Origin of the sequence: Streptomyces sp. (assembly GCF_031181555.1) — a bacterium.
Lineage (GTDB): Bacteria > Actinomycetota > Actinomycetes > Streptomycetales > Streptomycetaceae > Streptomyces > Streptomyces fimbriatus.
The window spans coordinates 69,626-91,281 of record NZ_JAPSKQ010000003.1; the positions used below are offsets into that span (position 1 = coordinate 69,626).

General features: G+C 72.8%; 17 protein-coding genes and 1 pseudogene. 9 read left to right on the plus strand and 9 right to left on the minus strand.

All coding sequences use genetic code 11. The features are described 5' to 3' along the window. Window positions 1-147: 147 nt before the first annotated feature. From RIM90_RS01545 to RIM90_RS01555, 3 genes are all read left to right on the plus strand, one after another. Window positions 148-1,191, plus strand: a complete 1,044-nt coding sequence (locus RIM90_RS01545; RefSeq protein ID WP_309058657.1) for a P1 family peptidase — start codon at window positions 148-150, stop codon at window positions 1,189-1,191. Window positions 1,192-1,397: 206 nt separating this feature from the next. Further along, a complete protein-coding gene (locus tag RIM90_RS01550) occupies window positions 1,398-2,621 on the plus strand; it encodes an Ig-like domain-containing protein (protein WP_309058658.1) in 1,224 nt (407 codons plus the stop codon). Between the two features lie 183 nt (window positions 2,622-2,804). Beyond that, window positions 2,805-3,551, plus strand: coding sequence for a DUF6227 family protein (locus RIM90_RS01555; protein WP_309058659.1), 747 nt, complete (start codon window positions 2,805-2,807; stop codon window positions 3,549-3,551). A 225-nt stretch (window positions 3,552-3,776) separates the two neighbouring features. Here RIM90_RS01555 and RIM90_RS01560 read toward each other — a convergent pair whose 3' ends face one another. The 4 genes from RIM90_RS01560 to RIM90_RS01575 all read right to left on the minus strand — a co-directional run bounded on the left by RIM90_RS01560 (window position 3,777) and on the right by RIM90_RS01575 (window position 9,617). Next, window positions 3,777-5,918 carry a fructose-specific PTS transporter subunit EIIC gene (locus RIM90_RS01560; protein ID WP_309058660.1) on the minus strand — a complete coding sequence of 714 codons (2,142 nt, stop codon included), beginning with the start codon at window positions 5,916-5,918 and terminating at the stop codon, window positions 3,777-3,779. A 247-nt stretch (window positions 5,919-6,165) separates the two neighbouring features. Further along, window positions 6,166-7,113, minus strand: coding sequence for a 1-phosphofructokinase (gene pfkB / locus RIM90_RS01565; protein ID WP_309058661.1), 948 nt, complete (start codon window positions 7,111-7,113; stop codon window positions 6,166-6,168). Next, window positions 7,110-7,871, minus strand: a complete 762-nt coding sequence (locus RIM90_RS01570) for a DeoR/GlpR family DNA-binding transcription regulator (protein WP_309058662.1) — start codon at window positions 7,869-7,871, stop codon at window positions 7,110-7,112. The genes pfkB and RIM90_RS01570 overlap by 4 nt, the downstream gene beginning before the upstream one ends. Before the next feature lie 228 nt (window positions 7,872-8,099). Beyond that, window positions 8,100-9,617 carry an MFS transporter gene (locus tag RIM90_RS01575; protein ID WP_309058663.1) on the minus strand — a complete coding sequence of 506 codons (1,518 nt, stop codon included), beginning with the start codon at window positions 9,615-9,617 and terminating at the stop codon, window positions 8,100-8,102. A 166-nt stretch (window positions 9,618-9,783) separates the two neighbouring features. Between RIM90_RS01575 and RIM90_RS01580 the strand changes: the two genes are divergently transcribed. Next, complete coding sequence (locus tag RIM90_RS01580; RefSeq protein WP_309058664.1) at window positions 9,784-10,758, plus strand: YafY family protein; 975 nt, start codon at window positions 9,784-9,786, stop codon at window positions 10,756-10,758. Between the two features lie 23 nt (window positions 10,759-10,781). On the opposite strand, the gene RIM90_RS01585 is transcribed toward RIM90_RS01580, so the two are convergent. Both RIM90_RS01585 and RIM90_RS01590 read right to left on the minus strand, forming a co-directional pair. Then, complete coding sequence (locus RIM90_RS01585) at window positions 10,782-11,591, minus strand: TetR family transcriptional regulator (RefSeq protein ID WP_309058665.1); 810 nt, start codon at window positions 11,589-11,591, stop codon at window positions 10,782-10,784. A 422-nt stretch (window positions 11,592-12,013) separates the two neighbouring features. Further along, window positions 12,014-13,012 carry a sigma-70 family RNA polymerase sigma factor gene (locus RIM90_RS01590; protein WP_309058666.1) on the minus strand — a complete coding sequence of 333 codons (999 nt, stop codon included), beginning with the start codon at window positions 13,010-13,012 and terminating at the stop codon, window positions 12,014-12,016. A 195-nt stretch (window positions 13,013-13,207) separates the two neighbouring features. Here RIM90_RS01590 and RIM90_RS01595 point away from each other — a divergent pair, with 195 nt between their 5' ends. After that, on the plus strand, window positions 13,208-13,723 hold the full coding sequence (locus tag RIM90_RS01595) for an N-acetyltransferase family protein (RefSeq protein ID WP_309058667.1): 516 nt from the start codon (window positions 13,208-13,210) through the stop codon (window positions 13,721-13,723). A gap of 47 nt (window positions 13,724-13,770) precedes the next feature. On the opposite strand, the gene RIM90_RS01600 is transcribed toward RIM90_RS01595, so the two are convergent. Continuing rightward, a complete protein-coding gene (locus RIM90_RS01600) occupies window positions 13,771-14,532 on the minus strand; it encodes a class III extradiol ring-cleavage dioxygenase (RefSeq protein ID WP_309058680.1) in 762 nt (253 codons plus the stop codon). Window positions 14,533-14,674: 142 nt separating this feature from the next. Here RIM90_RS01600 and RIM90_RS01605 point away from each other — a divergent pair, with 142 nt between their 5' ends. Next, complete coding sequence (locus RIM90_RS01605) at window positions 14,675-15,190, plus strand: MarR family transcriptional regulator (protein WP_309058668.1); 516 nt, start codon at window positions 14,675-14,677, stop codon at window positions 15,188-15,190. 145 nt (window positions 15,191-15,335) lie between these two features. On the opposite strand, the gene RIM90_RS01610 is transcribed toward RIM90_RS01605, so the two are convergent. Together RIM90_RS01610 and RIM90_RS01615 are read right to left on the minus strand one after the other, a co-directional pair. Then, the gene (locus RIM90_RS01610) at window positions 15,336-16,898 is read right to left on the minus strand and encodes an MFS transporter (protein WP_309058669.1); all 1,563 of its coding nucleotides are present in this window, start codon (window positions 16,896-16,898) and stop codon (window positions 15,336-15,338) included. 169 nt (window positions 16,899-17,067) lie between these two features. Continuing rightward, window positions 17,068-17,709, minus strand: coding sequence for a helix-turn-helix domain-containing protein (locus RIM90_RS01615; RefSeq protein WP_309058670.1), 642 nt, complete (start codon window positions 17,707-17,709; stop codon window positions 17,068-17,070). 295 nt (window positions 17,710-18,004) lie between these two features. Between RIM90_RS01615 and RIM90_RS01620 the strand changes: the two genes are divergently transcribed. From RIM90_RS01620 to RIM90_RS01630, 3 genes and pseudogenes are all read left to right on the plus strand, one after another. Beyond that, complete coding sequence (locus RIM90_RS01620; RefSeq protein ID WP_309058671.1) at window positions 18,005-19,321, plus strand: M6 family metalloprotease domain-containing protein; 1,317 nt, start codon at window positions 18,005-18,007, stop codon at window positions 19,319-19,321. Window positions 19,322-19,519: 198 nt separating this feature from the next. After that, on the plus strand, window positions 19,520-21,211 hold the full coding sequence (locus RIM90_RS01625; protein WP_309058672.1) for an IclR family transcriptional regulator C-terminal domain-containing protein: 1,692 nt from the start codon (window positions 19,520-19,522) through the stop codon (window positions 21,209-21,211). Between the two features lie 244 nt (window positions 21,212-21,455). Next, window positions 21,456-21,641: pseudogene (locus tag RIM90_RS01630) on the plus strand (hypothetical protein); the annotation flags it as partial. Between the last annotated feature and the right edge of the window lie 15 nt (window positions 21,642-21,656).

Consider the following 21,656-nt stretch of genomic DNA (forward strand, 5'->3'; position numbering starts at 1 on the left):
CTGACTGCGGAGCGCGGAGAAACTCACCGGTCCTCGCCCGTCCTCCCGGCGGCCGGGAGCATCCAGCGGCCCGAAGCATCCGGACCGTCCGGGCCTCCGTCGACGACCGGTGCGGGACCGGTGCGGTGACTGGACGACACTGGCGCCATGGCAGATGACGCTCTGACACATGACGCTCTGACGGATGTGGCCGGCCTGCGCGTGGGGCATGCGACGCGCACCGGCGACGGCTGGCTCACCGGCACCACGGTCGTGCTCGCGCCGGAGGGCGGGGCGGTGGCCGCGGTGGACGTGCGCGGCGGCGGCCCCGGCACGAAGGAGACCGACGCGCTCGATCCGCGCAACCTCGTGCGGAAGGTCGAGGCGGTCGTGCTGACCGGGGGCAGCGCCTACGGGCTCGACGCGGCGTCCGGGGTGATGGCCTGGCTGGAGGAGCGGGGGCGCGGGGTGCGCGTCGGGCCGGATCCCGCGCACGTGGTGCCGGTCGTACCGGCCGCCTGCGTCTTCGACCTGGGCCGGGGCGGCGACTTCCGGGCCCGGCCGGACGCGGCCACCGGCCGGGCCGCGGTCGAGGCCGCGGCGGCGAGCGGGCCGGGGGCGCGGGTGCCGCAGGGGTGCGTGGGCGCCGGCACGGGAGCCACGGTCGGGCCGGTGAAGGGCGGGATCGGCACCGCGAGCACGGTGCTGGACTCGGGGATCACGGTGGCCGCGCTGGTGGTGGCCAACGCGGCGGGGTCGGCGGTGGATCCGGAAACGGGGGTGCTGTACGGGGAGTTGTTCCAGGGCCGGGTGCGCCACCCGGCGGCGGAGGTGCACGAGGCCGCGCGGCGGCGGCTCGCGGAGCTGGCCGGGCGGAACGCGCCGCCCCCGCTCAACACCACGCTGGCGGTGGTCGCGACCGACGCGGACCTCTCCAAGGCACAGGCGCAGAAGCTGGCCGGCACCGCGCACGACGGCATCGCGCGAGCCGTGCGGCCGGTGCACCTGCTCAACGACGGCGACACGGTGTTCGCCCTCGCCACGGGCGAGCACCCGCTCGACGCGACGGACCCGCTCGCCCTGAACGACATCCTCGCGGCGGGCGCGGACCTGGTGACCCGCGCGATCGTACGGGCGGTGCGCGCCGCCGAGTCGGTGGACGGGCCGGGCGGGGCGTGGCCGTCGTACGGGGAGCTGTACGGCGTCCGTTGACGGGACGGAGAGGGGGCGGGGCGGGGGCGGGGGCGGGGGGCGGGCCCCCGGGGCCCCTCCGGTCCCGCCGCGAGCAGCCGATTGTCCCGGTTCTGTCACCGTGCGGCCGTTCACGGGGGGTCGGTGGAACCCGGGTGGGTGCCGATCCCCTCTTCCTTCACGTAATCGGAACGGATCACCCACCTCATGTGAACCTGGAGCAGCCCGTGACAACGCCGGACATTGCAGCGCGGCGCGCGCTGGTGGCCTGTGCCGCCCTGATGGTCGGCACCTTCACCCTCACCGCGTGCAGCGGCAGCGCGAACGCCGAGGGGGACGACGACGCCAAGGGCGGCAAGGGTTCCCCGAAGACGTCCGTCGCGAAGATAGCCATCTCGGCGGAGGACGGCTCGACCGGCGCGTCCATCAACACCACCGGAGTGAAGGTCAGCGGCGGCCGGCTGACGGAGGTGAGGATGACGGTGGCGGAGACGGGAGAGGCGGTACCGGGTTCGGTCTCCGCCGACGGACGCGTCTGGAAGCCGAAGGAGCAGCTGGAGCGCGGCACGAAGTACCGGATAGCGGCGACCGCGGAGGACGGCGACGGCCGTACCGCGGCGTCCCACTCCACCTTCACCACCGTCACCCCGGCGAACAGCTTCATCGGCACCTACACCCCGGACAACGGCACCACGGTCGGGGTGGGGATGCCGGTGTCGTTCACCTTCGACAAGGCCATCACCGACAAGAAGGCCGTGCAGTCGCACATCTCCGTCACCTCCAGCAGCGGGCAGAAGGTGGTCGGTCACTGGTTCAACGCGCAGCGGCTGGACTTCCGGCCCCAGGAATACTGGAAGGCCGGTTCCAAGGTCACGATGAAGATCGACCTGGACGGCGTCGAGGGCGCGAACGGCGTCCACGGGGTGCAGAAGAAGACGGTCACCTTCACCGTCGGGCGTTCGCAGGTCTCCACGGTCGACACCGCCACCCAGACCATGACGGTCGTGCGGGACGGGAAGACGATCAGGTCCGTCCCGGTCTCGACGGGCAGCGCGCAGCACACCACGTACAACGGGCAGATGGTGATCTCGGAGAAGTTCGTCGAGACCCGGATGAACAGCCAGACGGTCGGCCTGGGGTCCGAGTACGACATCCCGGACGCGCCGCACGCGATGCGGCTGACCAGGTCCGGCACCTTCATCCACGGCAACTACTGGTACAACAAGGCCAATCCGCCCTTCGGCCGGCAGGGCACCAGCCACGGCTGCGTCGGCCTGCAGGACGTGCAGGGCGCCCAGGGCGACACCCCGGGCAAGTGGTTCTACGACAACTCCCTGCTCGGGGACGTCGTGATCGTGAAGAACTCCCCCGACACCACGGTGGCGCCGGACAACGGGCTCAACGGCTGGAACATGGAGTGGAACCAGTGGGTGGCGGGCAGCGCCGTCTGATCGGTTGGCGCCAACGTACCGGCTGACCAAGGTTTTTGAGGGACGGGCCGGGCCGCGTGGGAATCTTTCACGCGGCCCGCTCGTTTTGTCTCCGTACGTTTTCTCGGTTCCCGGACATGATGTCCGACCGAGGGGCTACGGTATGCACCCACAAGGTGACATGCAGCAACGCCGGGAGAAACCTTGAGCGTTCCGTACGAGACGGCAGCGTGCGAACCACCCGACTCACCCGAGTCCCCCGAAGAGCACCTCGCGCGGCTCCTGGGCCGTGCCCTGAACTCCTTCGAGCTGCCGGACGAGACGATACGGCGGCTGGACTGCGCGCTCGCGCACGACGGTTCGCTGCACTCCGCGCACCACAGCGCGGGCCTGCACCGGGAGACGTACCGGCACACCTGGCTGCTCGCCGACGGCTCCGCGCTCACGCTCTGGGAGCTCGTCCACAACACCGCGCCGGGCAGCGAGCCGCAGCACGAGCTGTACGTCGACGAGGAGGAGCTGCGCACCGCCACCTCCCGGCTGCCGCTGCCGCCGGACACCCCGGACTTCGAGCTGCCGGTGACGGTGCAGCTCCCCCCGGTGCCCGCGCCACGGCACGTCTACGTCCCCGACGGCTCGGCGGATCACGCGCGCCGTTTACTGCGGCGTGCGGAGAACGCCGACCGGCCGGGCCCGGAGACGGCCCGGCTGCTGGCCACGGCGTCCGCGTACCAGATCACGCAGGCCTTCGGCCGCCCGTCCCGGGCGGGGCGCCCGGGGCTGTGCTTCTCGCTCTACGAGCACGCGTTCCTGCTGCGTGACGGCAGGGAGATCTCCCTGTGGGAGGTCGAGCACACGGCCACGCCCGACGGACGGCACATGTGCGAGGTGTACGCCGACGAGGACGCGGCCCGGGACGCGATGGAGCGGCGGGCGGCGCAGATCCCCTGACGGCGCGGATTCCCCGGCGACGGCACGGGCGGTGGCGCTCAGCCTCCCGCGCCCCGTGCGCGCTCCCGTGCACACCACGGTCCGGGGTCGTGACCCCGGACCGTGAGGACGGTGATCGGTCCCGCGGCCGGCGCGAACGGCCCGTACCTCCCCGAAGGGACGAGACCCGAGGGGAGGAGAAGGGGCGAGCCGTCGCTGTTCCGCCGGTGCTCTCGCCGCGGGGCGCTACGCGGCCACCGGCTGCTTCGTCCGCGTCGACGAGGCCGGCGTGCCCTCGCCGGGACCGGCCGGGCCCGCTCCCGTGGCCGGCTTGCGCAGGCCCTTCAGGACGATCACCAGGGCCGCCGTGACACAGACGCCCGCGGCGATGGCGATCAGGTAGAGGAACGGGTTGCCGATCAGCGGGACCACGAAGATGCCGCCGTGCGGGGCGCGCAGCGTGGCGCCGAAGGTCATGGACAGGGCGCCGGTGACCGCGCCGCCCGCCATCGAGGCGGGGATCACGCGCAGCGGGTCGGCGGCGGCGAACGGGATCGCGCCCTCGGAGATGAAGGAGGCGCCCAGCACCCAGGCGGCCTTGCCGTTCTCCCGTTCGGTGCGGTTGAAGAGCTTGCCGCGGACCGTGGTGGCCAGGGCCATCGCCAGCGGCGGGACCATGCCGGCCGCCATCACCGCGGCCATGATCTTCATGGCGGAGTCGCCGGGGTTCGCGACGGCGATACCGGCCGTGGCGAAGGTGTACGCGACCTTGTTGACGGGGCCGCCGAGGTCGAAGCACATCATCAGGCCGAGCAGGGCGCCGAGGAGGACGGCGTTGGTGCCGGTGAGGCCGTTCAGCCAGTCGGTCATGCCCTTCTGCGCCTGGGCGATGGGCTTGCCGATGACCACGAACATCAGGAAGCCGACGACCGCCGAGGAGATCAGCGGGATCACCACCACCGGCATGATGCCGCGCAGCGCCGCCGGGATGCGCACCTTCTGGATCGCGATCACCACGCCACCGGCGATCAGGCCGGCCGCGAGGCCGCCGAGGAAGCCGGCGCTGATGGTGAGCGAGATCGCGCCGCCGACGAAGCCGGGGACGAGACCGGGCCGGTCGGCCATGCCGTAGGCGATGTAGCCGGCCAGGACCGGGACGAGGAAGCCGAAGGCGACGCCGCCGATCTGGAAGAGCAGGGCACCCCAGCTGTCGGCCTGGGTCCACACGAAGTGGTCCATGACCGACGGCGCCTTGTTGATCTCGTAGCCGCCGATCGCGAAGCCGAGGGCGATGAGGAGACCGCCCGCCGCGACGAACGGGACCATGTAACTGACGCCGGACATGAGCCACTTGCGCAGCTTGGTGCCGTAGCCCTCACCGGGTTCGCCGGTGCGCTCCACGGGCGTGCCGCCGGGCGCGGCGGACGCGGTGGCCTCGCCGCGCTCGGCCCGGCCGCGGACCTCGGTGATCAGTTCGGCGGGGCGGTTGATGGCCGCCTTGACGCCGGTGTCGACGGTCGGCTTGCCCGCGAAGCGGTCCTTCTCCCGTACGGGCACGTCGTGGGCGAAGATCACGCCGTCCGCCGCCGCGATCACGGCCGGGTCGAGCCGGGTGAACCCGGCCGAGCCCTGTGTCTCGACGACGACCTCGACGCCCGCCTCCCGTCCGGCGTTCTCCAGTGACTCGGCCGCCATGTAGGTGTGGGCGATACCGGTGGGGCAGGAGGTGACGGCGACGATCCGGAACGGGCGGTCCGCCCCGGCCCCGGCGTCGTCGGTGCCCGTGGCGGCGCCGGCGGAGGCCGCCGCCGGCACCGCCACGGAGTCTGCGGAACCGGAACCGGGGCCAGAGCCAGAACCGGAATCAGAATCAGAGCCGGAGCCGCTCTCGGCCGCCGCCGGTGGCGCCGTCGCGCCCGCGGTGGTGTGCCCGCCGGCCGTGGACGGCTCGTCCCCGCGGATGAGCGCCGCCGCGGCCGACGCGTCGTCCACCGACCTGAGCGCGTCGGTGAACTCGGCGTTCATCAGCTGCCGGGCCAGCGACGACAGGATCGTCAGATGGGCGTCGTCGGCACCGGCCGGTGCGGCGATGAGGAAGATCAGGTCGGCGGGGCCGTCCGCCGCGCCGAAGTCGATCCCGGCGGCGCTGCGTCCGAAGGCGAGCGTCGGCTCGGTGACGTGCTCGCTGCGGCAGTGCGGGATGCCGATGCCGCCGTCGAGGCCGGTCGGCATCTGGGCCTCGCGGGCGGCGACGTCGGCGAGGAAGCCCTCCAGGTCGGTCACCCGGCCCAGGGCCACCATGCGTTCGGCGAGGGCGCGCGCCGCCGCCTCCTTGGTGTCGGCGGACAGGTCGAGGTCGACCAGGTCCGCGTTGATCATGTCGCTCATCGCGGGCTCCTTCGCACGCGTATCGCCCGTGCAGTGGGGTGGGCGGAAGGGGGGACGGGGATGCGGTGGGGGGTGAAGAGGAAGGGGAGGAGAGGAAGGAAGCGGAGGAAGAGGAGGAAGGGGAGACCGGAGGGACCGGGGCCGGGGAGCCCCCGCCTCCGGTGGCGCCGCGCCACGGCGGTGCGCGGGGCGGAGACAGTGCGCGGGGCGGCGGCACGGAGCTGCCGGCCGGCGGTCGTACGGGCGTTCATGACACCGGCTCCTTCAGTACGCGGTCCACCGGCACGTCCGCCGTGACGGTCACCGCGGCCGGGTCCAGGTCGCCCGGTGCCGGCATCACGCTGCCGGGCAGCCGGACGGCCGCCGCTCCGTGTGCGACCGCGGAGGCGAGCGCCTCCGGTCCGCGTCCGCCGGCGACGAGGAAGCCGGCCAGCGAGGAGTCGCCCGCGCCCACGTTGCTGCGGACGGCGTCCACCGTCGCGGTGCCGAACCAGACGCCGTCCTCGTCCACGAGCAGCTGTCCGTCGGCGCCCAGGCTGGCGAGGACGGCCGCCGCGCCCGTCCGGCGCAGTTCCTCGGCGGCCTTCACCGCGTCGCCCACGGTGGTCAGCGGGCGCCCCACGGCCCCGGCGAGTTCCTCGGCGTTCGGCTTCACCACGTCGGGCCGCTCCCGCAGGGCCGCGAGCAGCGCCGGTCCGGAGGTGTCCAGGGCGATGCGCACGCCGGCGGCGTGGGCCCGCGCGACCAGTTCGGCGTACCAGGAGGGCGCGAGTCCGCGCGGCAGGCTGCCGCAGCAGGCGATCCAGGCCGCGTCCCGCGACTGCCGCCGCACCGTCTCCAGGAGCAGTTCCTGCTCGGCCGCCGTCAGTTCCGGGCCCGGTGCGTTGATCTTCGTCAGGACGCCGTCCGCCTCGGCGAGCGCGATGTTGGAGCGGGTGGCCCCGGCGATCGGGACCGGCGCCACCTCGATGCCCTGCGCGTCGAGGAGATCGGCGACCAGGGCGCCCGGTGCGCCGCCCAGGGGCAGGACGGCCACCGTGCGCCGGCCCGCCGCCGCGACGGCGCGCGAGACGTTGACCCCCTTGCCGCCGGGGTCCACGCGCTCGCCGGTGGCCCGGACGACCTCGCCCCGGTCCAGCGAGGGGACCTCGTACGTGCGGTCCAGGGAGGGGTTGGGGGTGACGGTGAGGATCATGCGCGTACCACTTCCGTGCCGCCGCGCTCGATCGCGGCGGCGTCGTCCGGGCTCAGCCCGCTGTCGGTGATCAGCAGGTCCACGTCGCTCAGGTCGCCGAAGCGGGCGAAGTGCTCCTGGGCGTGCTTGGAGGAGTCGGCGAGCAGCACCACGCGGCGGGCGGCGGCCATCGCCGCGCGCTTCACCGCGGCCTCGGCGAGGTCGGGGGTGGTCAGGCCGTGTTCGGCGGAGAAGCCGTTGGTGGCCACGAACAGCACGTCCGCGCGGATCTCGCCGTACGCGCGCAGCGCCCAGGCGTCGACGGCGGCGCGCGTGCGGTGCCGTACGCGGCCCCCGACGAGGTGGAGCTGGATGCCGGGGTGGTCGGCGAGGCGGGCCGCGACGGGCAGGCTGTGGGTGACGACGGTGAGGGAGAGTTCCCCCGGGAACGAGGCGGCCAGCCGTGCCACCGTGGATCCGGCGTCGACGATCACCGTGCCGTCGCCGGGGAGTTCGGCGAGGGCGGCCTTGGCGATGCGGTCCTTCTCGTCGGCCGCGGTCGTCTCGCGCTCGGCGAGGTCCGGCTCGAAGTCGAGGCGGACGGCGGGGATGGCCCCGCCGTGCACCCGGCGGACCAGGCCGGCGCGGTCGAGGGTCTTCAGGTCCCGGCGGATGGTCTCGGCCGTCACCTGGAACTGCTCGGCCAGCGAGACCACGTCCACCCGGCCGCTGTCGCGGGCGAGCCGCAGAATCTCCTGCTGACGCTCCGGTGCGTACATGTCCGCTTGCCTCCGACCATGCCCGAACGTGTTGTTTTGCTCGGAGCGTACGACCGAATGTCCGGAAAGTAAACAGCCACGGGCCGATTCGGGCATGACCGGGCGTCTGATTGTGTCCGTTCTCCTTTTCCGTATCCCTGTCCGTCTCCCCTGCCCGGTCATGCCGGAAGGGCCCGGCACCCCGTGACCCGCGGGTGCCGGACCCTTCCGTCGGTGAGGGCCGCGGGCTCAGGACACCAGCTCGCGCTCCCTCTCCACCGCCGGGGCGGCCTCGGCCCCGGCCCCCTCCACGGGCCGCGCCGGGCGCTTCGGCAGGGCGAACATCAGCAGGAAGATCAGGCCCAGCACCGCGGCCACCCAGCCCAGCGCGTGCTGGAAGCCGTCCGCGAACGCCGGGCCGACCTCGGCCGGTGCGAGCCGCTCGTCGATCACGCCGAAGAACACCACCGACACCAGGCCCAGCCCCAGCGCGTTGCCCATCTGCTGCACGGTGTTGATCAGCCCCGACGCCGCCCCGGCGTGCTCCCGCGGCACCTCGGACAGCACCGCGTCGGTCAGCGGGGCGACGATCAGTCCCATGCCGATGCCCATGACGACGAGCGGGAGCGCCATCTGCCAGGAGGTGATGGACAGTCCGTAGCGCCCGGCCTCCCAGATGTAGATCAGCACTCCGGCCGCCATCACCAGCGCGCCCGCCTGGAGCACCTTGCGTCCGTAGCGCGGGACCAGCATCTGCACCGACACCCCGGCCGCCGCGGAGACGGCGACGGAGAAGGGCACGCCGGTCAGCCCGGTGCGCAGCACGCTCCAGCCCAGGCCGATCTGCATGTACAGCATCCAGACCAGGAAGAAGATGCCGAGGCCGAGGCCGAACACCGTCTGCACCGCGATGCCCGCCGCGAAGCTCTTCACCCGGAACAGCGACAGCTCGATCAGCGGCGAGCCGTCCCGCGCGCTCTTGGTCCGCTCGTACGCCACCAGCGCCGCGAAGACCACGAGCGCGCCGGCCATCGACCCGTACCCCCACAGCGGCCAGCCCAGCTCGCGGCCGTGGGTGAGCGGGTAGAGCAGCATCAGCAGGCCCAGCGTCACCAGCGCCACGCCGACGAGGTCCAGCTTCAGGGCGCGCGTGGCCTTCGACTCGGTGATGAAGCGGCCGCCGAGGATCAGGCCCGCGACGCCGACCGGCAGGTTGATCAGGAAGATCGGCCGCCATGCGAGCCCGAACAGGTTCCACTCCATCAGCAGCGCGCCGAGCAGCGGCCCGGAGACCGCGCCCAGACCGACGATCGCGCCGAACAGCCCGAACACCTTGCCGCGTTCGTGCGCCGGGAAGGTCGCGTGCACGATCGACAGCACCTGCGGCACCATCAGCGCCGCCATGGCGCCCTGCAGGATGCGGGAGGCGACCAGCATCTCCGGGTTCACGGCGAGGCCGCACAGCGCGGAGGCGAGGGTGAAGCCGCCGATGCCGATGAGGAAGATCCGCTTGCGGCCGTGGATGTCACCGAGCCGGCCGCCGGTGACGAGTCCGGCGGCGAAGGCGAGCGCGTAACCCGCGGTGATCCACTGGATCTGGCTGAAGGTGGCGCCCTCGTCGCGCTGGATCGTCGGGATCGCGATGTTGACGATCGTGACGTCGACGAGGTCCATGAAGGCCGCGGTCATCACGATCGCCAGGGCGAACCAGCGGCGACGGTCGCCCGCGACGGGCTGTGGTGCATGCGGGGTCTCGGTGGAGGTCATGCCGCGAAGTTATGACCCTACTAGGCCAGATCGTGTCCTACTTCTGCGGCATTCTCGATCCCATGACGCCGGACCCCGGGACCACCGGATCGGACACACAAGACCGGACACGAGACCGGACACAAGACCGGACGCGCAAGTCCGGACTCACAAGGGAGACGGAACGATGACGACCGACACCCCCGCCCGGCTCCTCCAGCTCCTCTCCCTCCTCCAGACACCCCGCGAGTGGCCCGGCGGCGAGCTGGCCGGGCGGCTCGGGGTCTCCCGGCGCACCATCCGGCGGGACATCGACCGCCTGCGGGAGCTCGGCTATCCCGTGCAGGCGACCCTCGGCTCGGACGGCGGCTACCGGCTGGTCGCCGGCAAGGCGCTGCCGCCGCTGGTGCTCGACGACGAGGAGGCGGTGGCCATCGCGGTCGGGCTGCGGGCCGGCGCCGGACACGCGCTGGAGGGCGTGGACGAGGCGTCCGTGCGGGCGCTGGCCAAGCTGGAGCAGGTGCTGCCCGCCCGGCTGCGCCACCGGGTCAGCACCCTCCAGGCCGCGACCACCCCGCTGACCAGCGGCGACGGGCCGAGCATCGCCCCCGAGACGCTGACCGTCATGGCCTCCACGGTGGCCGGGCACGAGCGGCTGCGGTTCGCCTACCGCGCGGCCGACGGCACCGAATCCCGGCGCCTGACGGAGCCGTACCGGCTGGTGTCGACCGGGCGGCGCTGGTACCTCGTGGCCTACGACCTCGACCGCGCCGACTGGCGCACGTTCCGCGTGGACCGGGTGAGCGAGCCGTTCGCGACCGGGGCGCGGTTCACCCCGAGGGAGCTGCCGACCGGGAGCGCGGCGGAGTACCTGCGGCGCTCCATGCACCGGGCGCAGGAGTCGTACGACCTCGTCGTCACCTTCGCCGCACCGGCCGAGGTCGTCGCGGCCCGGCTGCCGGGATGGCTGGGCCGGCCCGAGCCGCTGGACGAGCGGAGCTGCCGGCTGCGCGCGACGGTGAGCGACGCCAAGGACTGGATGGCGGTGCGGCTGGCGATGCTCGGCCACGACTTCACCGTGCAGGAGCCCGCCGAACTGGTGGAGCAGGTCAGGCAGTTGGGGGAACGGCTGAGCAAGGCGGCGGGACGGACGGGGCGTTGAGGCGCTGCGGCCCGCCGCTTGTGTCACGCGTCCGCCGTCCAGTCCCCCCAGGGGAAGTCCCGTAGCGCCGCGAGGTTGGCCGACGCCAGTGCCGCCGGCCCCCGCGGGCCCTCGGGGGGAGCGTCGCCCGCCGCCCAGGCCTCCATGGCGGCGCGCACGGCGGAACCGGCGACGGCGGCGGCGAAGCGCAGCCGGGCCAGGGCGGCAACGTTGTCGGAACCGTACGGGAGTCGGCCGGCCGTCACCTGCCCCGCCGGCGTCCCATCGCCCCTCTCGCCTCTCTCATCCTTCTCGCCTCTCTCGTTCTTCTCGCCTCTCGCCCACCCGCCCGGCGCGCGGTCGGCCCCCACCCGCTCCGCCAGCACCTCCGCCAGGCTCCGCTCCGACGCCTGGCACACCTCGGCCCACACCCTGCGCAGGGACGGGTTCTCCTCGGCCAGCCGGATCAGGGTGCGCACCCACTCCCAGGAGGCCGCCGACACCCCGCGGCCGGGCGTCAGCGTGTGGCGCACGGCGTCCTCCAGGGCCTGCGGCAGGGGAACCTCCGCGGGAGCGGCGCGCACCGCCTCCACCCAGCGCTGGGCGCCGGTCGCGTAGAGCGGGCCGACGGCCTCCTCCTTGCCGGCGAAGTACCGGTAGAAGGTGCGCGGCGCGACACCGGCCGCCTGGGCGATGTCCTCGGCGCGGGTGGCCCGCAGGCCCTGCCGGACGAAGAGGGCGGCCGCCGCGCGGGCGATCTCCATACGGGTCTCGGCCTTGCGCCGCTCGGTCAGCGATGTCACGGGACCGGACGCGGGAGGCGGGGAAGGGGTTGTCGGGGTGGTGCTGCTCACGCCCGGCAGGCTATGCCCATGTGGCAGAATCTGCCATCCGGCGGGCCACCCCGGGGTTCAGGTTCGGGGTGGCCCGCCCTCCAGTCGCGCCGGCACGTGCCCGGACAGGAAGAAGCCGGGCCCGGCGCCCGGGGGGAAGGGCGCCGAACCCGGCTCTGGAAGGTCCCGGCGCCGGGGGGGTGTGCGTCGGGACGTGGCTCGGGGTGGTGCGGCTCGGGCGGGCCGGAAGCCGGGGCTCCGAGGCCCGGACTCCTGGGCTCGGAGTTCTTTTTCCCAGGGGCCGACGGGTTGAAGCGGCGTGGAACCGCCATGTTTTGCGCGGTCTTTCGCCACCCGGCGTACGCGGCCGGGGCGGGCGTGCGGCCCGCCTCTCCCGCGTCGTCGTGCGGCGATGGTACGCCCCCGCGGTCCGCGCGGCGGTGTCACGCCGCCGCGTCGAACCCGGTGTCGCGGGCCAGCTTCTTCAGCTCCAGCAGCGCGTGCTTCTCGATCTGGCGGATGCGCTCACGGGTCAGGCCGTGCTCCTTGCCGACCTCGGTCAGCGTGCGCTCCCGGCCGTCCTCGATGCCGTAGCGCATCTTGATGATGGAGGCCGTGCGCTGGTCGAGGCGGCCGATCAGGTCGTCCAGCTCCTCGCTGCGCAGCAGCGTCAGCACCGACTGCTCCGGCGACACCGCCGACGTGTCCTCCAGGAGGTCGCCGAACTGGGTCTCGCCCTCGTCGTCCACCGACATGTTCAGCGAGACCGGGTCGCGGGCCCAGTCGAGCACGTCGGTGACGCGCTCGGGCGTCGAGCCGAGCTCGGCGGCGATCTCCGCGGGCTCCGGCTCACGGCCGTGCTCACGGTTGAACTCGCGCTGCACGCGCCGGATCCGGCCGAGCTCCTCCACGAGGTGGACGGGCAGGCGGATGGTGCGCGACTGGTCGGCTATGGACCGCGTGATGGCCTGACGGATCCACCAGGTGGCGTACGTCGAGAACTTGAAGCCCTTGCGGTAGTCGAACTTCTCGACCGCGCGCACCAGACCGGCGTTGCCCTCCTGGATCAGGTCGAGGAGCGGCAGACCGCTGCGGGGGTAGCGGCGGGCCACGGCGACGACCAGGCGGAGGTTGGAGCGGATGAAGACGTCCTTGGCCCGCTCGGCCTCGTCGACCAGGGCCTGGAGCTCCTCGGGGGTGGCTCCGGTCTTGTTCTCCTCGTACCCGTCGAGGATCTGCCGCGCGAACACACCCGCCTCGATGATCTGGGACAGCTCGACCTCCTTGGCGGCGTCGAGCAGCGGTGTGCGCGCTATCTCGTCGAGGTACATGCCGACCAGGTCGCGATCGGCGATCTCGCCGCTGTGGGCGCGAACACTGCTTGCCGAGTCGACCGTCTCGCCGGCGGCGGACTGACGACGGGCGACGGCACGGGTTGCCATGCGTGCTCCCTTGCGATGTGAGGTCAGCGGGTGGTCCTGCGGACGCTCGGCACGTTCGTCAGGCCCTTCCGGACTCTGCTCGGGTGCCCTGCATCCGTGGGAAACAACGACTGGAATCAGGACAGAATTCCCAACCCGCCCGCCAATTTTTCTGATCATGCAGTACCCTGTCCGCCCACACAGGGAGGCGAGGCCATGCCGGAGCGTGCAGAGGTCCAGGTCAGGCCGGGAGCGGAGGGGGACCTGGAGGCCCTCACCGACCTGTACAACCACTACGTGCGTGAGACGGCAGTCACATTCGACACCGTGCCCTTCACTCCGGAAGAACGCCGCCCCTGGCTGCTCTCCCACCCTGTAGACGGCCCGTACCGCCTGATGGTTGCCACGGGCGCCGACCCCCGGCGGATCCTGGGCTACGCCACGTCCAGCCCGTTCCGCGCCAAGCCCGCCTACGCGACCTCGGTGGAGACGACGGTCTACGCCGCCCCGGACGCCGGCCGGCGCGGCATCGGCACGCTGCTCTACGAGGCCCTCTTCGCGGCCCTGGCCGGCGAGGACCTGCACCGCGCCTACGCGGGCATCGCCCAGCCGAACGAGGCCTCGACGCGGCTCCACGAGCGCTTCGGCTTCCGGCACGTCGGCACGTACCGGGAGGTGGGCCGCAAGTTCGGCCGCTGGTGGGACGTGGCCTGGTACGAGAAGGAGCTCTAGCCGCCCGGGCGGCCGGCCCGGCACGGCACGCCCGGCGGCCCGGCCGCTCAGCCGAACTGCACCGACCGCTTCGCCAGCCCCATCCAGAACCCGTCGATCACGGACTTCTGTTCCCCGAGCTCACCGACGGCGTCCGCGGCACCCATGGTGACGAAGAGCGGTGCGAAGTGCTCGGTGCGCGGGTGGGCGAGCGGGCCGGCCGGGGACGTGCGGGTGAAGTCGAGCAGCGCGTCCACGTCGCCGGACTCCAGCGCCCGCCGCCCCCAGTCGTCGAACTCCGCCGACCAGGCCGGGACGCCGCCCTGCCGCAGTGCGGCCAGGTTGTGGGTGAAGAACCCGGAGCCGATGATCAGCACGCCCTCGTCGCGCAGCGGCGCGAGCCGGCGCCCGATCTCCATCAGCCGCACCGGGTCGAGGGTCGGCATGGACACCTGGAGCACCGGGATGTCGGCCTCGGGGAACATCTCGACCAGCGGGACGTAGGCGCCGTGGTCCAGGCCCCGGCCGGGGACGTCCTGCACGGGCGTGCCGGGCGCGCGCAGCAGCTTGCGCACCGAGTCGGCGAGCGCGGGGGCGCCGGGGGCGCCGTAGGTCACCCGGTAGTAGTGCTCGGGGAAGCCCCAGAAGTCGTGAACGAGGGGGACCGTCTCGGTGGCGCCGAGGGCGAGCGGGGCCTCCTCCCAGTGGGCGGAGACGACGAGGATCGCCTTCGGGCGGGGCAGCGCCGCGGACCAGGCGGCCAGTTCGCCGGGCCAGACCGGGTCGTCGGCCAGGGGCGGGGCGCCGTGACTGAGGTAGAGCGCGGGCATGCGCTCCTGAGTGGCGGCGGTCATGACGGCGACTCCCTCCGGTGGTGCGGACCGGCAGACTTGCTTGAACTATCAACTTCTGCCGCCGACCCTACGTCCTATTTGTTTAAAATTCAAGAAGGCCGGACGTACAGTGGAGTACATGAAGACGGCACCCGAACCGGCACGCGCCGACGAACCCCGCTGGCTCACCGACCAGGAGCAGCGCGTCTGGCGCTCGTACATCGAGGCCACCACCCTCCTGGAGGACCACCTCGACCGCCAGCTCCAGCGTGACGCGGGAATGCCGCACATCTATTACGGCCTGCTGGTCAAACTCGCCGAGTCCCCGCACCGGCGGCTGCGGATGACGGAACTGGCGAAGTCGGCGAAGATCACCCGCTCCCGCCTCTCGCACGCCGTCGCCCGCCTGGAGAAGAGCGGCTGGGTGCGCCGGGAGGACTGCCCCTCCGACAAGCGGGGCCAGTTCGCGGTGCTGACGGACGAGGGCCACGAGGTGCTGCGCCGGCACGCGCCCGGTCACGTGGACGCCGTGCGCCAGGCGGTCTTCGACCGGCTCACCCCGGAACAGCAGGAGTCCCTCGGCGAGATCATGCGGATCATCGCCGAGGGACTCGAGCCGAGCGAAGCGGGTGCGGACCTGCCCTGGCTCCGCTGACGAGGCGGGAGCCGGGGCAGGTCCGGGGAATCCGTGCGGACGAGGCGTCCCCTTCCTCGTCCGCACGGGTGGCCCGAAGGGGTACGTACGGAAGGGGTACGTACGGACCGGGACCGTCAGCGGACGACGGCCGGGTCCGGAACCGTCAGTGGGCGACCACCGGCACCGCCACCTCGTCCCGGGCGGTCCCGTCCGAGGACTCCGAGGACGAGGCGACCGCGGTGCCGCCCGGCCGGCCGGCGTTGACCAGGGTCAGGGCGATGGCCGCGGCCACGACCAGGATCCCGACGGCGAACCAGATCGCGCTGGTGTAGCCCTGCACCTGCCCCTGGAGCTGGACCAGCTGCTGCTGGGACCGGCTCGTGGCACCACCGAGGTGGTCGGCGATGTAGGACGTGGTGGCGGAGGCCGCGATCGTGTTCAGCAGGGCCGTGCCGATCGCGCCGCCCACCTGCTGCGAGGTGTTGACCATCGCGGAGGCGACCCCGGAGTCCCGGGGCTCGACGCCCTGGGTGGCCAGGGACATGGCCGGCATGAACGCCGTACCCATGCCGAGGCCGAGCAGCAGCATCGCCGGCAGCAGCAGGGCCGTGTACGAGGAGTCGATCTCCATCCGGGTCAGCAGCAGCATGCCGAGGGCGGCGACCAGGAAGCCGGGGCCCATCAGCAGCCGGGGCGCGACCCGGGTCATCAGGCGGGTGCCGATCTGGGTGGAGCCCGTGATCATGCCCGCGATCATCGGCAGGAAGGCGAACCCGGTCTTGACCGGCGAGTACCCCTTCACGATCTGCAGGTAGTACGTCAGGAAGAGGAACAGGCCGAACATCGCGATGATCGCGAGGCCGAGCGAGAGGTAGACCCCGCCGCGGTTGCGCTCGGTGACCACCCGCAGCGGCAGCAGCGGCGCCTTGACCTTGGACTCGACCAGCACGAAGGCGGCGAGCAGCACGGCGGAGGCGACGAACATGCCGATGGTCAGCGAGTCGCTCCAGCCCTCGGACTCGGCGCGGGTGAAGCCGTAGACCAGCCCGACCAGGCCCAGGGTGGAGAGCACCACGCCGGGGACGTCCAGCGGCGAGCGGTTGCGGCCGCCGGCCGGCTCACGGATGACGAAGTACGCGCCGGCCGCGGCGACGACGGCGAACGGGATGTTCACGTAGAACGTCCAGCGCCAGTCCAGGTACTCGGTGAGGAAACCGCCGAGGATCAGGCCGACGGCGCCACCGCCACCGGCGATCGCGCCGTAGATGCCGAACGCCTTGGCGCGCTCCTTGCCGTCGGTGAACATCACCGCGAGCAGGGACAGCGCGGCGGGCGCGAGCAGCGCGCCGAACACGCCCTGCAGCGCGCGGGCACCGAACATCATGGCCTCGTTGGTGGCCGCGCCACCGAGCGCGGAGGCCGCGGCGAAACCGCCCAGACCGAGCACGAAGGCCCGCTTGCGGCCCCACAGGTCGGCCATCCGCCCGCCGAACAGCAGCAGTCCGCCGAAGGCGAGGGCGTAGGCGGTGACGACCCACTGGCGGTTGCCGTCCGAGATGCCCAGGTCCTGCTGGGCGGAGGGCAGGGCGATGTTCACGATGGTGGCGTCCAGGACGACCATCAGCTGGGCGATCGCGATGAACACGAGCGCTCTCCAGCGATTGGCGTCGGGGGAGCCGGAGGCGCCGAGGGCCTTTCCGGGCGCCGCTGAGACTGTTTCAGACATGGGGGTACCCACTTCGGGACTTCGTGACGGAAATCGGGACTCTGTAACGGAAAAAAGGGTGTCGTCAGGGAGCGACGCGTCCTCGGGGACGGCCGCTGGAATCGGTGCCCGTCATCCGGGCGGGCGGGCGTATGTGCGTCGGCGTATGTGCGTCAGGGTTCGCTGTCGCTCAGCTGCGCAGATCCTCCACGGTCACGGCCGCGCCCGGCAGGACGGTCCGGGCCGGAGCCCGCATCCCGTCCAGGAACAGCTGCAGATGGCGGTGGACGAAGCGGTCGGCGCTCATGCAGCCGGTGCCGGCCGGGGGCCGGCTCAACTGGGCGACACCCACCATCAGGTCGCCGTACTCCACGTCGGCACGGAGCTGACCGGCCGCCTTGGCGCGGTCCATGAGCTGCGCGACGAGGTCCTCGGCGCGCCGGCGCGCGTCCACCAGGTCGGGGTGGTGCTGGTCGAAGGTGCTGGAGACCATCGGGCACAGTGCGCTGATCCGCTCGTCGGCGGCGGTGTGCGCGAAGCGCTCCAGCGCTTCGAAGGCATCCCCGGTCTCGGTGAGCGCCAGCTCGGCCGCCCGCACCGTACGGTCCATCACGGAGCAGACGACCTCGCGCACCAGCGCGTCGCGGTCGGGGAAGTTGCGGTACACCGTGGCGTTGCCGACGCCGGCCCGGCGGGCGATCTCGTCGAGCGGCACGTCGGGGCCGAACTCGACGAACATCTCCCGGGCGGCGGTGACGATCCGCTCCCGGTTGCGCAGGGCGTCGGCGCGGGGCCGGGGCGCCTTGCGCGGTACGGGGGTGGCGGTCTGCACGGTGCACTCCTCGGTTGCCGTGGCTTGTCGGTTGTCGCTTCCGCAACGATCCGGAGGATCCGGGGAGGGATTCCCCGTTTCGCGCGGACACAGGTCTAAACGGGGAAACGATCCCCGGTTATTTCCCGCCTCGAAGACATTCCCTGTGACACGCCTCACACCCCCTCGCCCGCGGATTCCCGGGGGTGACCCACGATCGGCCCCTCCAGCGAGCGTCCGCGCACCCGGCGACGCAGGGTGATCGGGAGGGTGCAGCCGGAGACCGGCGGCTGCCGTGTGGAGCGGAGGTCCCCGCATGCAGCCGCAGCCGAGCCGACGCCGGATATCCCCGCGCCGCCTGGCCGCCCTGACCTCCGTGACCGCCCTGACCCTCGCCGTCGCCACCTCGTCCGGCAACGGCCACCTCTCCCCCGGCACCTCGGCCGCCGGCGCCGGAGCGAGCCCCCTGTCCCGCTCCGCCGCGCACCGCCCCTGCATGATCAGCAGCAGCCGCGAGGTCCAGATGTCCGAGGGCATCCCGACGCCTCCCGGGTACACCCGCTCCACCGGCACCGTCCGCGCCCTCACCCTGATGATCGACTTCCCCGACGCGCACGGCGAGGGCGACGCCCTCGACCGCTACGGGGAGTTCTTCCCGCAGACCCGGGAGTGGTTCCGCACCAGCTCCTACGGCCGTCTCGACTACCGCCCCGAGATCCCCGTCCCCGACTGGCTGCGCATGCCCCGGCCCTTCCGCGCCTACGGCATAGAACGCGGCGCCCCCTTCGACCCCGGCTACCGCGAACTGGTCCGCGACATCGTGGCGGCGGCCGACCCCGAGGTGGACTTCCAGGAGTACGACCTGCTGAACGTGCTGGTCACCCCCAACGCCGGCCCGCCCGCCCTCGACACGGTCCTGTCCGTCACCTTCGCCGGCAACACCGAGGCCCCGAGCGCGGACGGCATCCCGGTCGCCAACGCGTCCTTCGTCTACTCCCGGCAGGACGACGGCTCCGGCTCCTACGACCGCACCGGCTACCGCGTCCTGCCGCACGAGAACGGCCACGTCTTCGGCCTGCCCGACCTGTACACCGCCGAGGGCGGCGGCGCGGTCGGCCACTGGGACATCATGAGCGAGGACTGGGGCGCCAACAACGACCTCCTCGCCTGGCACAAGTGGAAGCTGGGCTGGCTGGACGCGGCCCAGGTCGGCTGCGCGGCGGACCCGGGAGCGAGGGAGTACACCCTGACGCCCCTGGCGGAGGCGGGCGGCCCGAAACTCGTCTTCGTCCCCCTGGACGAAGAGTCCGGCTACGCCGTCGAACTGCGCACCCGCGCGGGCAACGACGAGGTGGTGTGCCGTCCGGGGGTGCTGATCTACAAGGTCGACGCGGACGTGGACACGGGCATGGGCCCGATCACCGTCTACGACTCCCGCCGCGACAGCGGCGGCTGCACCCGCAGCCCGAACGTCCACGCGGAGCTGTCGGACGCGACGTTCACACCGGGCGAGAGCTTCGTGGACCGGCGGGCGGGGATCCGGGTGACGGTGGTGGCGGCGGACACGGACGGAAAGGGCGAGGAGAAGTACCGGGTGCGGGTGACACGGAAACCACAGGACTCACAGAGCTGAGGCGGAGGCTGAGGCGAGGAGAACGGGGAGAACAACGGGAAGGACAGGAAGGCCGCAACGAGCGGATACGGAAGAGGACGGGAGAGGGCGGGACGAGCGAACACGGAAGAGGAGGGGAGAGGACGGACGGCACGGAATGAACGGCACCGCCCGCCGCGACTACCGTGGGCCTGCCGCGATCGCCGTACCGGAGAACCGATGCCCGCCCACACCCCGCACGACGCCCCGCAGCAGGCCGGCCCCCCGGCCGAGGCGGTCACCCCGCTGCTGCGCGGAATCGCCGTACTGCGCCGCCTGACCGAGGCGACGACCGGCACCGGCCGCACGGACGGCACACTGAGCCTGAGCGCGCTGCAACGGGCCACCGGTCTCCCCCGCTCCACCGTCGACCGGATCACGTCCACCCTCGCCCGCACGGGATACGTCCGCGTCGACGGCCGGGACGTCGCCCTCGCCCCCCGCCTGATGGAGCTGGGCAACGCCTACCTGGCCGCGCTGCGCCTGCCGGCGCTGCTGTCCGCCCGCGCGGACGCCCTGGCCGACGAGTTGGACGAGTCCGTGTCGCTGGCGGTCGCCGACCGCGACGGCATCCGCTTCATCCACCAGGCGACCCGCCGCCGCGCGCTGTCCCTCGGCTTCCGCATCGGCGACCTGCTCCCGGCCGAACGCACCGCACCGGGACCGCTGTTCGCCGCCGAGTGGACACCGCGGGAATGGCAGGGCTGGCGGACACGACGCGCGGCGGACCCGCGGGACCGCACCTTCCCGGCCGTACCGCCGTGTGAACACCCCACCCCCGACGAGGACTTCGAGCGCCGGACGGAAGCGGCCGCGCGGACCGGCTGGTCCCTGGACGACCAGTTGATCGAGCCGGGCCTGGTCGCCGTCTCGGTCCCGGTACGCGATCCCCGTACCGGCCGGACGGCCTGCGCGGCCAGCGTGGTGAGCCACACCAGCCGCCACACGGCGCAGGACCTGCGCGACACCCTGCTCCCCCGCCTGCGCGCCGCGGTGACGGACATGGAACAGGACCTGCGCACCGCTCCTCCCCCCACCCCCGACCCGGCCCCCTCGGGCCTGGCGCTCTGGACGGGCGCGTCGAAGCAGGAGCTGGGCCGGGACTTCGTGGAGTCACTGGCGCGCGGCCTGACGGTCCTGACCGCCTTCGGCGAGGGCAGGGCGGAGCTGACCCTCACCGAGGTGGCGAAGGCGACGGGCCTGGCCCGGGCCACCGCCCGCCGGGCACTGATCACCTACGAACACGAGGGCCTGGTGACGTCACGGGAGGGCAGGTTCACCCCGACCCCCCGCGTCCTCTCCCTGGGCTTCCCTCCCCTGTCCCGCATCACCCTCCCGCGGATCGCCGAGCCCCACCTGGCCGCGCTGGCGCACCGCGTCCACGAGTCGGCGTCGCTGGCGGTCCTGGTGGACGGGGGTACGAAGATCCAGTACACGGCCAGGGCGACCACGCCCCGCGTGATGAGCGTCGACATCACCGTGGGCACGCGCCTCCCGGCGCACGCGACGTCCCTGGGCCGGGTCCTCCTGGCGGACGTCCCGGAGCCGGACCGCACGGTGACCGGCCTCCGCCCCCTGACCCCGTACACGCTCACGGACCCGGCGGCGCTGGCCCGCGTCCTGGCCGGGGTCCGCACCGAGGGCTACGCCCTGGTCGACCAGGAGTGGGAGGAGGGCCTGCGCGCGATCGCGGTCCCGGTACGCGACCGCACGGGCCGGGTGGTGGCCGCGGTGAACGCGGCGACCCACGTGGCCCGCCGCTCGGTGGAGGAATGCGTCGAGCACCTCCTGCCCGCCCTGCGGGAGACGGCCGCCCGCATCGAATCCGACCTCCACACCGCCGCCCGCTTCCTCCGCGTCCCTCTGACCTGATGACCTCCACCCTCACGACCGCCCACCCGGGGCCCTGACGCGTGGCGGTCCTCGTCGTGCCCGGCCTTGGTTCGGGGCGGCCCGTAGTGCGCAGGCACCAGGACTGGTGAGCGGCTGGTCCGGGTGCACCAGGCCGAGACGGCTGCGGGGGACGATGCCCCGTCGGGGCGCCGCGGGGAAGTGTGGGAGGCGCGCGGGATCGCGCGCTTCCCTCTTGCCCAGTGGTGTCTGGAGTGATCAGCAGGTGACGACTTTCCTCTACCGGATCGGACGGTGGGCCTTCCGACGGCGCCGGCTCGTGGGCGGTCTGTGGCTGGGGGCCCTGGTGCTGGCCGTCGCCGCCGCCGCCACGGCGCCGGCCGGGGAGGAGGAGGAGCTCTCCATGCCCGGCACCGAGTCGCAGAAGGCGTTCGACCTGCTGGACGAGCGCCGGTGAGGACGACGC

What these genes read in the sequence shown, in the direction of transcription:
- RIM90_RS01545 (WP_309058657.1), top strand. Translation starts at nt 148, where the DNA reads ATGGCAGATGACGCTCTGACACATGACGCTCTGACGGATGTGGCCGGC.
- RIM90_RS01560 (WP_309058660.1), bottom strand. Translation starts at nt 5,918, where the DNA reads ATGAGCGACATGATCAACGCGGACCTGGTCGACCTCGACCTGTCCGCC.
- pfkB (WP_309058661.1), bottom strand. Translation starts at nt 7,113, where the DNA reads ATGATCCTCACCGTCACCCCCAACCCCTCCCTGGACCGCACGTACGAG.
- RIM90_RS01570 (WP_309058662.1), bottom strand. Translation starts at nt 7,871, where the DNA reads ATGTACGCACCGGAGCGTCAGCAGGAGATTCTGCGGCTCGCCCGCGAC.
- RIM90_RS01575 (WP_309058663.1), bottom strand. Translation starts at nt 9,617, where the DNA reads ATGACCTCCACCGAGACCCCGCATGCACCACAGCCCGTCGCGGGCGAC.
- RIM90_RS01580 (WP_309058664.1), top strand. Translation starts at nt 9,784, where the DNA reads ATGACGACCGACACCCCCGCCCGGCTCCTCCAGCTCCTCTCCCTCCTC.
- RIM90_RS01590 (WP_309058666.1), bottom strand. Translation starts at nt 13,012, where the DNA reads ATGGCAACCCGTGCCGTCGCCCGTCGTCAGTCCGCCGCCGGCGAGACG.
- RIM90_RS01595 (WP_309058667.1), top strand. Translation starts at nt 13,208, where the DNA reads ATGCCGGAGCGTGCAGAGGTCCAGGTCAGGCCGGGAGCGGAGGGGGAC.
- RIM90_RS01600 (WP_309058680.1), bottom strand. Translation starts at nt 14,532, where the DNA reads ATGCCCGCGCTCTACCTCAGTCACGGCGCCCCGCCCCTGGCCGACGAC.
- RIM90_RS01605 (WP_309058668.1), top strand. Translation starts at nt 14,675, where the DNA reads ATGAAGACGGCACCCGAACCGGCACGCGCCGACGAACCCCGCTGGCTC.
- RIM90_RS01610 (WP_309058669.1), bottom strand. Translation starts at nt 16,898, where the DNA reads ATGTCTGAAACAGTCTCAGCGGCGCCCGGAAAGGCCCTCGGCGCCTCC.
- RIM90_RS01620 (WP_309058671.1), top strand. Translation starts at nt 18,005, where the DNA reads ATGCAGCCGCAGCCGAGCCGACGCCGGATATCCCCGCGCCGCCTGGCC.
- RIM90_RS01625 (WP_309058672.1), top strand. Translation starts at nt 19,520, where the DNA reads ATGCCCGCCCACACCCCGCACGACGCCCCGCAGCAGGCCGGCCCCCCG.